Source organism: Flavobacterium arsenatis (assembly GCF_031456785.1).
In the GTDB taxonomy this organism is placed as follows: Bacteria; Bacteroidota; Bacteroidia; order Flavobacteriales; family Flavobacteriaceae; genus Flavobacterium; species Flavobacterium arsenatis.
Genome location: NZ_JAVDVI010000002.1, coordinates 230,917 through 245,331, shown reverse-complemented (window position 1 = coordinate 245,331; position 14,415 = coordinate 230,917). Strand labels below are relative to the sequence as shown.

4 protein-coding genes are annotated in these 14,415 nt (G+C 37.6%); 2 read left to right on the top strand and 2 right to left on the bottom strand.

Annotated features, from left to right (window positions below):
• Nucleotides 1-207: 207 nt before the first annotated feature.
• Nucleotides 208-5,502 carry a RemA C-terminal-like gliding motility protein gene (locus J2X31_RS03695; RefSeq protein WP_310024516.1) on the bottom strand — a complete coding sequence of 1,765 codons (5,295 nt, stop codon included), beginning with the start codon at nt 5,500-5,502 and terminating at the stop codon, nt 208-210.
• A 521-nt stretch (nt 5,503-6,023) separates the two neighbouring features.
• Here J2X31_RS03695 and J2X31_RS03690 point away from each other — a divergent pair.
• Nucleotides 6,024-6,503, top strand: coding sequence for a regulatory protein RecX (locus tag J2X31_RS03690; RefSeq protein WP_310024514.1), 480 nt, complete (start codon nt 6,024-6,026; stop codon nt 6,501-6,503).
• 454 nt (nt 6,504-6,957) lie between these two features.
• Nucleotides 6,958-13,059: a RemA C-terminal-like gliding motility protein gene (locus J2X31_RS03685; RefSeq protein WP_310024513.1), complete on the top strand. Its 6,102-nt coding sequence runs from the start codon at nt 6,958-6,960 to the stop codon at nt 13,057-13,059.
• A 153-nt stretch (nt 13,060-13,212) separates the two neighbouring features.
• Here the strand turns inward: J2X31_RS03685 and J2X31_RS03680 are convergent, their stop codons facing one another.
• Nucleotides 13,213-14,409, bottom strand: coding sequence for a beta-ketoacyl synthase N-terminal-like domain-containing protein (locus J2X31_RS03680; RefSeq protein ID WP_310024510.1), 1,197 nt, complete (start codon nt 14,407-14,409; stop codon nt 13,213-13,215).
• Nucleotides 14,410-14,415 lie beyond the last annotated feature (6 nt).

Sequence of the window (14,415 nt, the reverse complement as noted above, 5' to 3'; positions counted from 1 at the left end):
CAAACAAAATTAGCCTGCGTTTTTTCAAAAGATGATAAGCTACAATTACTCTTAGGTTACCAATTCCTTGCTACAAGGTTAGGAACGTTAAGAAATATTTATCCTTTTTTTAAATGTATCTATTACATTTTCAAGTGATTATGCTTTAAAATGAAAAATCCCACAAACCTAAGTCTGTGGGATTTCTTCCTGATTTCTTTTTCTTTTTTAGTAAACGATTTTCTTGTTCACTACTTGTCCGTTAATGAGTGTTGCTTTCACAATTAAAGGCTGCTGGTTGAGAACCACGTCTGTAATATTATAAGAGTTTGCTCCGATGTTTTTAGCATTAAAAACTTCTCTTCCTAACAAGTCATAAACCGTAATGTCTTGGATGTTTTCCAGTTGAGATTTTACCGCAATCTGATTGTTGTTCTTATAAACTAACACACCATTTGCAATGTTCTCATGATCAGGATTGCTCAGTTCTGCAGAAGGAGCATAACGCAAAACGAAACGTTCATCAAAAGTACCTGTTGTAGAAGTAAATTGATATTCAGACTCTTTCAAGTTGTGTATGATGTTCAACAGTTTGTCTTCCAGATATACATTTTGGTATTCAAAGATACCATCATAATGATCGATGCTTATCTTGAGTGTACCGGCAATTGTAGTTTTGTAACCTAAAGGAACTTCATCGGTTGTCGTAAAAGGCAATGCCTTTCCTTGAATGGTAAAGTTTTTTGAATTGATAATAGAATAGAACTTCAGCTCATTTCCTCCAAATTGTTCTCCATCATAACCCCAATCAATACCATTTGTAGCATTTTGGATATAACCAACTAATATTTGGTTGAAGGCATCTGCATTATTTCGCAAGTTAAGCCAAACCCTGTGTTTCTCTGGTGTTGTTTCAACTTGATCTGATGTAGAATTTTCAGCTGCCGGTCTAAAGAAATTGTTATTGTTAGAAACTTCTCTCATAGCGTTTGTAAACGTTACGGTTGATGCTCCGGCTGAAATTCCTTTTACATAGAAACCTTGTCCCGCTGCAAGATATTTAGTAGCTCCACCCGTGCTTCCAAGAGGATAATTGGTTGTTGGTCCAGAGAAATTATAAACAGCATAATCACTGTTGTTGTATTGATAATTGTCTAGAGCGGTGTTGTGTGTCCATAAATAAATTGTTCCTTCCAGTTTTGTGCTATTGGCCAACAAGAATTTCTCGATATCAATTGCCGAAGCATAAGGATTACCTAAAAGGTTGAATTTGTGAGGAGTTGAAGCTCCGTTTCCATGAGTAGCATAGGTAACATTTCCGTTGTTTGGAACACCAATAAAGTGACCGTCATAAGGGACTTTCGCATTTACATTAGTGGAAAAATATTGTGGAGCTCTAACGGCATATCCTTTACCAGGAACCATTGCTTCAGCACCCACAGGGATGATTACCCAAACTCCAGTATCGGCATTCCATGACATATATTTGTCAAAAAGCGTCATTGGGGAAAGATTCTTCAAAGTATGGTTTTTTACTGGAGAACCCCAGTAAGTAAAATCATATCGGTACATAGGTTGTGTGGTTCGTTGCATGTTGATTTCACCTATGTTGTTATTGGTGAGCTCATTGTCAACGGCAGTAACCTGAATTAGGCTTCCATTATTGTCGATGCTAATTCCGTCAGTAGGAGTAGTGTCAACCGTTGTAATACCATTGGTTACCGTAAGCGATTTATTGCCTTCAATTTTGAGCAAGCTCGAAGTAACCGTTAAGTTGTCTCTTATCAAAATAGGATCTGTTGCAAGTGTTTTTGTACCTGTTCCAGAAACAGCCACTTTTTTATAGGAATTATTTGTGGAAATATTATAAGGTGTTATGGTTTGATCATCTCCAGCATATTCTACAGTTGAACCTACTTCTAATATTGGGTTAACAATATTTAAGTTGCTCAATGCGGTCGAAGTACTTCCTGTAAAACCATCCGTATTTTTAAATTTAAAGGTGGCACCATTCTTCACCGTAAATACAGAAGAAGCGGCAACAAATTGTATTCCTGTGGTAGCACTGTTGTTAGAAATGTTGGTTCCATTGATGTCAATTCTTCCATAATTGATAGCTGGCGAACCTAATCGGATTTCAATTGCATTTCCAGCACCATAAAATTCAATTTTAGAAGTACTGGCTAATGTATAAAGTCCAGTCGCATCAGGTTTAACACCTGTTCCAGATATTCTATATTGAGATGTTCCAGTCATTGTCAAGGCAGTTGAAGCGCCACCAACAGTAAACGTTTGAGCGTCAAAAATAGCTGGACTTGTTATGGTAATTTTCGTGGAAACGGCTGTGTTTCCAAGAAGTGATTTTGCACCTGTTCCAGAAACGGTCAGGTTAACATAATCAGGATTTGCTTGAACCGATTGTGTTCCTGCACGAGCATATTCAACAGTGCTTATTGGTCCTAAGACCGGAACTATTGTTGGAATTGCTGTATTCGCACCCACAAATCCTTGCTCGTCACGGGTTATAAACCTACCATTAACCAAAATGGACGGGCTTCCTCCGCCATTGGTCACTTGATTTTCTCCATTATTGTCAAAAGTTCCGGTAATGGTTAAAACCGCATTGTCTAGGATCAAATTATTGGTAGCTGGAGAAGGAGCAAGTTTAAAAGTACCACTAAGGACTGTAAAGGCAGAATTTACAGTTAATGGAGAAGTCATATTTGATGTAATATTGGCGGATGTTGTTATAGTTGCCGGATTACCAAAAGCTATTCCTGCACCAACAGGGAATGGAGTAGTTGTAGCACCAGCCAAAAGATAGTGCATGTTAGCAGGCAAAGTAAGTCTTCCTGTTGCAGGAGTAGTATCTACGCTTGCAAAACCTTGGAACGAACCTAAAGCACCTACGCCTCCTATACCACCAGTATTGCTGGTAGATAATGTTGAGCCTGTTTCAAAAACCACACGGGAATGTGTAGCATTTCCTGTTATTACTCTAGCACCTAAATTAATTCTTCCGCCATTAAGTACAGTAAAAACAGATTCTGCACCTGCGGCAGATCCAAAAGTAAGATTGGACGACATAGACAATGTTGACCCCGAGTTTACAGTATAGGAAACAGAAGATGAATTTGTTCCTGAATAATTAAATGTTTGTGTTCCTGCATAAGTAAATACAAAACCAACAGCAGGAGTAACGGATGATGTTGTGAATGTTCCGTTTTCTGTTTTAGAAAAGTTTCTTCTAACATTGATGACGTTACCCGTAACATTTCCTGTTCCGAAATCAACGGCTGGAGTAGCAGTTGAGGTAGAAGTAAAACTGTTGTTTAATGTTACATTGGCAACCCCTGTTGCTGACGAAACGTTTTCTAAAAGCAGAGCTCCCGTTCCTGACAAGTTAAAGTTTCTATTGATTGCTAATGTGAAGTTTACATTGCCACTGTTTGCATCATCAATTAATATGAATTTTCCTGAACTGATATTGAAAACATTCGCTGCATTTATTGCAACAGTCCCGGAGGTTCTTGAAGCGATTAATTCTCCTCCTGCAATTGTAGTAATAGCAGTAATTGCAAGAGTATTGCTTCCTGTTCCGGATGCAACTATTAATTTCCCACCATTCAAGTTCAATGTCTTGATGGAATTTGTGTGCGTTCCAGAGTCATTAAGGCAAATGATGTTGTTTGTATTTGCAGTTGTAGTTCCTATGTTCAGAATTCCATTGACTTTAAAAAGATCATCATTAACAATTACTGGAGCAGCCTGATTGGGATTGTTCCAGTTTAATATGCCAAAGGTTTGATTCATGTTTGTTGGTACAATAGGTGTGACATTGTTTAGCCCTGTTACATTACAAACAGAAGCCGCATTCCATGCCGCATAAGGCAAAGTCAAAGTGGAAGAAGCAATATTGTGATTGTAGACCCCTGTTGCTCCAAAGCTTGCTCTTGCTCCAGGAGCTTGTGTATAAAGTCCATTGCTGTATGTGAAAGTACCATTAACAGTTAGATCGCTCGAACCATTGTTTAGTGTAAAATCGGCACCCGTGTCTATTACAAGTGATCCTCCAGCATCCACTACTATTTGATCGGCAACGATAGTAGAAGTACAAGTTATGGTATGACCCGGTAAAATCTTAATACCTCTTGATAGCTGGTTTGGAACTAAGGTAGAAACCAACCAAGTGTCTATATTGTTGTGGGAAGTCTCCCAGTTACTAGCAACATTCCAGTCTCCAGAAACTCTACTGCGGAAAAAATTACTTGCACCAGATGCTGGTCCTATATCAAATTCAGTTGAAACGGCTGGTTCCAAAGTAGTAGAAGTTGCGGTTAAAGTAAGCCCTGTTCCGGCAATGCTGTGCACTATAGCAGGAAAACTTGCAAGCCCTGATGAAGTATTGTTATTGGCATCATTCACCGGAATTCCAACAGTATTATAAGTTCCTGTAGTTGTCAAAATAACCGGAATTCCTGTATAACCTGTATCACGATTACCTAAAGCGTCAACTGCTTGAACAGTAACTGATGGAGACATTGCAACAAAAGTATCGGTATCACTAGGTTCTTGCATAAACTCTAGTTTTGTGGCCACAACATCAATCCTGTTATTCGGACTTGCGGCAGATGTCACTGCTCTTGTAGTGGTGGACGATCCTGTTCCTGCATGGGTGTATGTGAAAGTAGATCCAGATGCAAGTGCGGTAGCGGCGGTAACAGTAAATACAGGAATTGCTCCATCGGTTACAACTTCATTGTAGGTTACTCTAATGGTAAATGTTTTCGACCCGTTATCTGGAGCAATCAAAGATAAATCGTTAAAGACTATGGTTGCAGCACCATCAACATCTTCCCCAACTTCTGTAGCACCGTCATAAAGGGCAACAGATCGGATATTTGCCGAATTGGATAATGCAAAAGTCAAATTTGTTAATGTTGTTGATAGATTGTCGGTGTCGTTAGTGCCATTTCCGTCACTAATGGTAAAGCTTCCAACTTCTATAGAATTGGCTATAGTGATGTCATCTGCCTGATAATTCATATAAGGTATAAAAGTCGGATAAACATAAGAAGGCGTAGTTATGATGCTAGACGCTTTGCTTGGCAACCCCGTTCCCTTTAAATTGATAATGTAAGTAGATTCATCTGCATCATCATTTTCAATGATAAGCATTGCATCTTTTGTTCCAACTGATGTAGGAGAAAATGTAACGGTAAAAGTAGTGCTTCCAACCCCATTAATGCTGGATAATGTTGCACTTTCGTTAACTGTAAACATCGATTCGTCTAGCCCTCCAACGGCTATTTTTGGATTAGCTGTTAGGTTCAGCACAGTTGCGGCAGTAGTGTTGTGGATAGTAAAGGTCACTGCCGTGGAGTTGTTGCCCGATGGCACAGCTGTGGCAAAAGTGTATGTACTTCCGGTAAGATAATTGGTAGACCCAACCCTCACATTAATTTCTTGGGCAAAGCCAAATAAGGAAGTCAATAGCAAAACAACTGTAATTTTCCAATTCATAATTTTATAGGTTTTTAAATTAAAACCATAACAAATTAATTCCTGAAGAAATACAGAAAAGAAGGCGGTGTTTGAAAAGCAGATTTGGGGGATCTGATAACAGGCTATAAATATATAAAAAATCGATGAACGGTTAAAAATAATTGTTGAAATGTACACTTTAAAATTTTTTGTTTAAAAAACAGGTTTTTTTAGATGAAATGTCTAAAAAAACACTGTATTCCGCAAACAACACTTTGATAATCACAACATAAAATACTTAAAACAATCCACTAACGTTTATTTTGTAAAGAAACATAAATTTACGGCTTTTAGAAATACCTATTTGTAGGTATTTTTAGTCTTAAAACGAATTAATAGGAGTTCAAATTACTATTTTAACGAACATATTTAACGAAATCATTCTTGCTAACGTTACTGTTTTTATTGAAAACAATTTATTGGAAGAAATTTTGATAAAAAACCTATTGCATCAATGAGGAAATAGTACATTTGAATCATTGTCATTCTATGAAAGTTAAATGAATTCAGTAAAAACATACACTGTTGACGAAGCCAAGCAAAAACTGGAACATTATTGTTCCTATCAAGAACGCTGTCATAACGAAGTTGTCGAAAAACTTCGATTGATGAGGATGATTCCCGATGCCATAGATCTAATAATTGTTCATCTTCTGGACAATAATTTTCTCAATGAGGAACGTTTTGCCTGCAGTTTTGCACGAGGAAAGCATCGTATAAAAGGTTGGGGTAAAATCAGGATCGTAAATGAATTAAAATTCAGAAGCATCTCTAAATACAATATTGATATTGCCCTAAAGGAAATTTCACCGGAGGAATATCTTTCAAACTTTCATAAGCTGGCCGACAACCATTGGCAAAATATGAAAGAACGCGACACCTTAAAAAAAAGAAAAAAATTTTGCGATTTCCTGCTTCGTAAAGGTTTTGAAAGCAATCTCATTTATGAAAAAGTAAAGGATTTAGAGTCGGGAAAATAGTGTTGTTTTCCTAAATCCATTTCAGCAGATTTTTTGTGAATTTTTGTAAACATAATTAGGTTTTTTTGCGAATGATTCCTGTTTATTTTCTTCCCCTTTTTGATTAGAATGTTTATTTGATATTCTGTCATTTGTCTTTTCCAGAATTACTTTTAGATTTTTTTATTTTTCTAATTTACAATCAATTAGCTTTTCTAGCCACTATTTTCTTTACGGAAATAAGACACCCTTTTTTTAAAGAAATCATTAAATTTTTGCTTTTTTGATGAAGATTCAACGAAATCGTTTTCGTAAAAAGTGCATTTCACCGATTTAATGCAGCAAGTCATCGAAAACATTGAATTTACTGCAATCAAAGCTATGTTTGACTTCGTTCTCGATATTACTTTTGGCCTGTTCTAAAATAAGTACCCCTTTTTGGAACCTACTTTTCACCCCCAAAAGTAACCCTATTATGAAAAAATTATTATTATTATTAGTTATTGTGTTTTTACCTGTTTTTGGATTTGGACAGGATCCGATTGTGAAATGGCATGGAGCTATTGTAAATTGGAATCCCACAACTAATCCGACATTTTATCCAAATGCTACGGCTACTAGTTCTAAGGTCTCTGCTGAACAGATAACAGGTGTTGGAATTAATTTTCAGTATAATGCATATAATGGTTTTACAGGAACAGGATGGCCAAGTGCTACAACGCCTGATTTAGGAAAGTACTTTCTTTTAAGAGTGAGACCAAGTGCAGGATTTAAGATTGATGCCACTAGTTTGGTGATTAATTACAAGGGTAATAATAAAAGAATGGTTGTAAAGTATTCCAAGAATGATGATTTTTCTAGTGAGACAACAACAACGCCTATTACTGGTTTAAATCCAAATAATAATAATGCTGTGTTAACAATCCCTTTGTCTGGTGTTAATGCAACTGTTTTGCCGGGCCAGACTTTGTATGTAAGGATATACGGATACGAAAGTACAGGAGGAACTACTTGGCAACTAAAAGACAGTCCGGGAAATGCATATAGTGATGGTCCAGCAATATATGGGACAATTTCAGATCTACCTACCGCGCCAATAGCCAACAATGATACTGCTCCTGTTGCACATAACACCGCTACGGCAATAAGTGTTTTAGGAAACGACACGAATATTTCTCCTACACCTACAATAAACATTACACAAAATCCAGTAAATGGTACTGTAACTGTAAATGGTTCAAACCAAGTTGTTTTTACACCTACTTCAAACTTTACAGGAACAAATACCTTCAAATATACTCTTACAAATACAAACGGCACTTCAAATGAAGCAACAGTAACTGTAAACGTAGCTCCACGTGCTAATAATGATACAGCATCAGCAAATCAAAATGTTGCTACAGCAATATCGGTTTTAACAAATGATATCACTAGTGGTACTGCAACCGTTACTATTACACAAAACCCAGCAAATGGTTCGGCAACTGTAAATGGTTCTGGTCAAATAGTATATACTTCTACAGGAAATTTTACGGGTCAAAATACAGTTAAATATACAGTTACAACTGCTCACGGAATTTCTAACGAAGCAACTTTAACAGTAAATGTAGTGCCACCAGTTCCTGTTGCAGTTAATGATGCAGCAAACACATTGCAAAATCAAGCGGTAACTATTAATGTATTAAATAATGATACCATTAACGGTTTGGCTACTACAATAAATCTTACACAAGGTTCTAACGGTACTGCAGTTCTAAATTCAAATCAAGTGGTGTTTACACCTGCTAATGGTTTCTTAGGAAATGCAACTTTTACTTATACACTTACTAATGCAAATGGAACTTCATCTTCTGCTACAGTAACAGTAACAGTAACAGCTCCAATCGCTCCAACAGCAGTAGCAGATAATTACCCTGTAAACATGACAGTTTATACGGATTTGAATGTTTTATCAAATGATAATCTAGGTTCGGCAGCATCTGTAACAGCAATCAATACAACAACTCCTAGTCATGGAACAGTTAGTGTAAATGCGGGAAATACGATTCGCTACACTCCGGCTGCTGGTTATATTGGTAGCGATTCCTTTACTTACCGTATCCAAACCATCTACGGAACTTCTTCTTATGTTCAAGTGAGTTTAACTGTTCAACCACAAACCCCAACATCTGGACCTTTGTGTGGTGAATACTATGTTGGAACTGCTGGACATTTCACAACACTAACACAGGCGGTTAACTATTTAAATGCAAATGGCGTTAGCTGTGCGGTTACGTTCTTATTGACCAATACTTTATATCAAAACGTTGATGGGAATGCAAATGGAGAGGTGTTTCCACTTACCATTAATGCCATCAATACGACTTCAGTAAATACCGTTACATTTAAGCCTGCACCAAACACAAACGTTACGGTTAGGGTAAATAACGTAACCGTAAACTTCAACTTGATCAAACCACAATCTTTGTTTAAATTAAACGGTACAGATAATATTATTTTTGAAGGTCTCAATGGAAACAGCAGCCTGACCTTGATAAACAATGACTATGTAGTCGATGGAAACCATAGGACGGTTATCTGGCTTACAAACAATACAGATAACGTGGTAATCAGAAATCTTGATATTGCACAAGGGCATCATGCAGGAATTTCCTCGTTTTCAACAGGGATATATTCAGGATCAAGTACTGTTGTTGGTACCGCAGCTGATAACACCAACACCAATTTAAAGATTGAAGGAAATGGTTTTAGTGGAGAGGTAATTCAAGGAATCTACATAAACAATAGTTCTATCTCCTCTACTGGCATTGAAATATTTAATAATAAGTTTGGTAGAGTTTTCAATGAAGGTGCCGATAGTAGAACCCACAATCCTATTTACTTGAATGGAGTAACCAATTTTCAAATATATCAAAATGAAATAAAAGGGGTGAATTCAACTTTTACTGCAGATCATTACAGAGGAATCTATGTGAATGGAAACAATGGTTCAATTTACAAAAACACTATCTATGATGTTAGAAGATCATCATCAGATCAGACTATATCAGGAATTTGGATGAAGTCAAATGTTGGAAGCAATCCTGTAAACATAACAGTAAGTAATAACTTCATTACTGATGTTCAGGCTCCAGGAAGTTCTTCTTGGACACAAGGTGCTTATGGTATAGTTGCAGAGAGCGGATCTGGATTTAAAATCTATCACAATACCATTAACCTAAAGCAACAAACGCAAACGACAGGGATATCAGCAGCTTTCATGGTTAATACTGCTGTTAATTTAGATGTAAGAAACAATATCTTCAACAATAACCTTACCTATAATGGTCCAGGTAAAGCTTGTATTGCAATTGTTGATTATTCAGCCAGTACTTTTGCTCATTTGGATTACAACAATTATCACTCAACTGGTATTATGGGGATAAGAGGTAGTATAAGCTGGGTAGATGCTGCCAATCCTACTTACCTCGCAACCTTAGCTCAATGGCAAAATGCTACTACAGGAGTAGGAAGAGATGCTCATTCTACAACTGTTCAGCCTGTTTTTGTTAACGAAAATAACGACCTACATTTAGTTGCAAATGCAACTGCAAATGTTCAGAACCTAACAGGTGTTAGCGTTTCACAAACAGGAATCACACACGATATTGATGGTGATATCAGATTTGTTCTTTCGCCAACAATGGGGGCTGATGAAATTGCAGAAACATGTGTTCCAACAGGTGATCAGGCAACATTCGGTGTTGACAGCTGGATAGGATATGTATATGATAATGCTGTAGATTTCGACATCAACAACCAGTTCCAATCAAGTAAATACAAAGGATATATACTAGAGCCAAACGGACAAACATTTGTACATAATTACGGAGAAGGAGCTGTTTCTGGTGCCTATCTATGCGGAACTTACACCAATGCTTTTGCTATAAGACATAAAATGAGAAAAAATTTCTCAGCAGGATATTACACCTTTACAGTTTCTGGTGATGATGGATATAGATTGAGCATCAACGGAACAGAAGTGTTGGCAGACTGGAATTACCATGGTCCAACAACTGCAACAGCTAGCTTATATTTAGATGGCAGTACAGATTTGATTTTAGAGTACTTTGAAAATCAAGGGGGTGCCACAATATCATTCAGCTATACACTTTGTACACCAACTTCAACAGCACCAACTTCAATCAGCGGTAATCTTACGGTATGCTCGGGAAGTTCAACTACCCTAACAGCCGAAGGAGGTACAGCGGGTGCTGGTTCAACATATCAATGGGGAACAGGTTCAGTGGTAGGGACAAATCCAATAGCAAATCAAAACGGAGCTTCAATAGTAGTAAGTCCAACAGTAGCAACAACCTATTGGGTTAGAAGAATTGATGGTGTTTGTGAATACACTACCGATGGAGCAACTGCTACGGTATCAATGGGTTCAATAACAGGAAATCCGGCTTTATTTGGAGACAATGTGTGGAATGTATATGCTTACAATGAAACCAACATGACGCCATCGCTTTCAAACTATAAAGGATTTTATACGCAGAATACCCTTAGTGTAAATACAACAACAGCATGGGGAATCAATGCTTCGCCTGTTGCTGCAACAACAACTCCAACAAACTCGGCCTACCAAGGTTGTCCAGTTGGCAATGATAATTTTACATTTATCCAAAAAAGAAGAGGTTTTCCTGCAGGAAGCTACGAGCTAAGAATGATAACTTGGGATGATGCAACACAAGTTTATGTTGATGGTGTTCAAGTAGTGAATTATGGCGGATGGTACAATAATGAAGATTTGAATATTCTGGTAGGTGTTTATTGCCTTGGACCTAATTCAACAATTGAAATTCGTACAATCGAATATGGTGGAGAAGCACAGGTAAGAATGAACCTTGTTCCTTATAATGTGATTTACAACAACTCGGGATGGACTACAACGCCAAATGATCGTGCAGTCGAAATTCAAAATAGTATCAATATAGAAACAAGCATGGAAGTGTGTTCCTGCACAGTCAAAGCCGGAACTACTTTAACGATAAAAGCAAACCAGACCCTTACAGTTCTTGAAGATATAGTTGTTGAAAACGGAGCGAAAATCATCGTAGAAAACGATGGTGCATTAGTACAGGTAGACGATCTTGCTACTTATACAGGAGCAGTTACTTCTTTTGAAGCACATAGAAACACCCAACCAATGTACCGTTACGATTTTACTTATTGGTCTTCTCCAGTGGAAAACTTCAGATTAAAACAAGTATCGCCAATGACAATGTTTGACAAGTTCTACAGATGGAACAGCACAACTCAAGCTTGGGTAACACTTCCTCAGCCGGCCAATTCTACAACTCTTATGGAAACAGGAATAGGTTATATTGTGAGAGCTCCTCAGTACTTCGATCTTAATCCAACAATAAGAGCAGAATGGGAATCTGTCTTTGAAGGAAAACCTAACACTGGCGTAAAACAGGTAACGGTTGCAAATGGTGTAGATAACAAATGGAATCTAATCGGTAATCCATATCCTTCTGCGATTGATATAAACACATTTATGGATATCAATGAAGATGTAGTGGAAGGTAGTATTTATTTATGGACACATAATTCTGCTATTGTTCCAGTTGAAAACGGAAGCCAGATTTATACCTATTCTGCAAGTGATTATGTTACTGTTAACGGTGCAGGATTGGTAGTTGCAGGGCCTCAGAACAATTCATTAGGAGTGACCAATGGCGACGATTTTAAAATTGCCTCAGGACAATCGTTCTTTATAAAAGGAAAAGTACTAAATCCAACAGGAAACCAAGTTACCTTCAACAACAGTATGCGTGTTAAGCAAGGCGGACAAAACGGTAATTTCTTCAGGCCAAGTCCATCAGAACCTAACCAAAATTGGGAAACAACTGGAAAACACAGGGTTTGGTTGAATCTTACAGGAGCTAACAATGCCTTCAATCAAGCAATGGTCGGGTATATTGAAAACGCTACAAACGGTCTTGATTCTCGCTACGATGCAGATGTTTTCAGTGGTGGTGCAGTATCTTTGTATTCTCTTTTAGGAACTAAGAAATTAACCATTCAAGGACGTGCTTTGCCATTCAGCAATCAGGAAGAAGTGCCAATGGGATACAAAACAACCTTAACAGGAACACTAAAAATAGCCCTTGATCATTTCGACGGATTATTCGAAGGACAAGATGTTTATTTGGAGGATAAAGTATTCAATATTGTTCACAACCTTAAAGAATCAGATTATACGTTTACAACTGTTCCTGGAACTTTCAACGAGCGTTTTGTGTTGCGTTTTGTTCCTGCAGCAGATTTAGGAATTGACAACCCAACAGTTGATAAAAACTCAATCATAGTTTTCAGAAATGGAAGCCAAATCAACATCAAATCGTTTGACCAATCAATCGAGCATGTAACTGTGTATGATTTGCTAGGGAAAGTAATCTTTGATAAAAAAGGCATCAATTCACAAACGTTCTCAACAGCTCAATTAAGCGCTTCAAATCAAGTAGTAATCGTAAAAATTATTACAGATACACAAGCCGAAGTGGTGAAGAAAGTAATCATGAACTAAAATTCCCAAATTCTTAAATAAGAAAATCCCATTGCGAAAGTAATGGGATTTTTTATGAAATCACACATAGGCAGCTTGCCACAAAATTTATATAGCCTCCTACAAAAGGATTAAGTTTTTAAGAGAAAAAGAAAAAAATGAAGTCCTAACCACTTACCATAAACACTGAAAACTGTGACTGCGACTGAAAACTGAACACTTCCTAAGCAAGATACTCACAGCATTACCGCCAAAACCAACCGCATTAATAAGTACGGTTTTAATGGCTCTATTTGAATTTTGTTTTGGTATAAAAGGAACATCAATAAAGCGATTGTGTTCCATCATCAACAATGCCATTTCAATACTCAACATTCCCGAAGCACCAAAAGTATGGCCAATCTTCCATTTGTTGGTTGTCAGTAAAGGCAGGCTTTCGCCGAAGATATGCTGGATGGCTTTATGCTCTGAAGAGTCGCCTTTTAGAGTTCCAGGAGCATGCATCACGATAACATCAACCTCTTCGATTGAAGTGTCTTTCAACGCCATCGCCATCGATTTTTTAAAGCATTCCGCTTCCGCAGATATAGAAATGTTGTGCTCCAAGATTTCCGTTGCATATCCAATCCCGATGATATGTGCCAAAGCATTTTCGCTTTCGCCAATCTCCAAACAACACACCGAAGCACCTTCACCAAGAACCATCGAATTCTGTTTCTTCTCCAAATCAAAAGCCCTGCACGGATATTCCTGTTCTTCTTTTGCATAAATCTTCATCGCCTTCATTTGGGCAATCGTAAAAGGGGTCAGAGGAGCCTCGCTACCGCCAACTAGGAATTTATCGACCATTCCAGCACGAAGCCAAGCCACTCCATTCAACAAAGCATGCAATGCGGTCGAACAAGTAATAGAATGCGAAACTTCCGGTCCTTCACTCTGCAAATCATGTGCAATCCAAGATGAAATATTGCCCAAAGTAGTAGTAGGAGAAGCCAATGTCTGAGCTTTTCCGGTTTCAATATATTCCAGAAAATGCTTCTCAAACAATTCAGTTGCCCCACGGGAAGAACCAATGTTGATTCCAAATAAATCTTCTTTTGTCCAATTCGCTTTCCTGATTGCTTCACGAGAGGCAGTCATTGCAAACAAAACCGAATTGTCTAACGATTTATATTTAATGTCCGATTGTTTCAACAAAGCTACTTGCTCTTTGGAAGCTTCATCTAAAACAGAAGCAAAAGCAACTTGGTCGCCAAATTTTTTTTGTATAAAAAGATGCTCGTCGTTCAAGTAGTTTTCCCAGATAATTTTCGGGTCATTCCCTAAAGGCGAAACAGAAGCAATGGAGGTTATGGAGATGATTTGAGACAAGGTTTT

What these genes read in the sequence shown, in the direction of transcription:
- J2X31_RS03695 (WP_310024516.1), bottom strand. Translation starts at nt 5,502, where the DNA reads ATGAATTGGAAAATTACAGTTGTTTTGCTATTGACTTCCTTATTTGGC.
- J2X31_RS03690 (WP_310024514.1), top strand. Translation starts at nt 6,024, where the DNA reads ATGAATTCAGTAAAAACATACACTGTTGACGAAGCCAAGCAAAAACTG.
- J2X31_RS03685 (WP_310024513.1), top strand. Translation starts at nt 6,958, where the DNA reads ATGAAAAAATTATTATTATTATTAGTTATTGTGTTTTTACCTGTTTTT.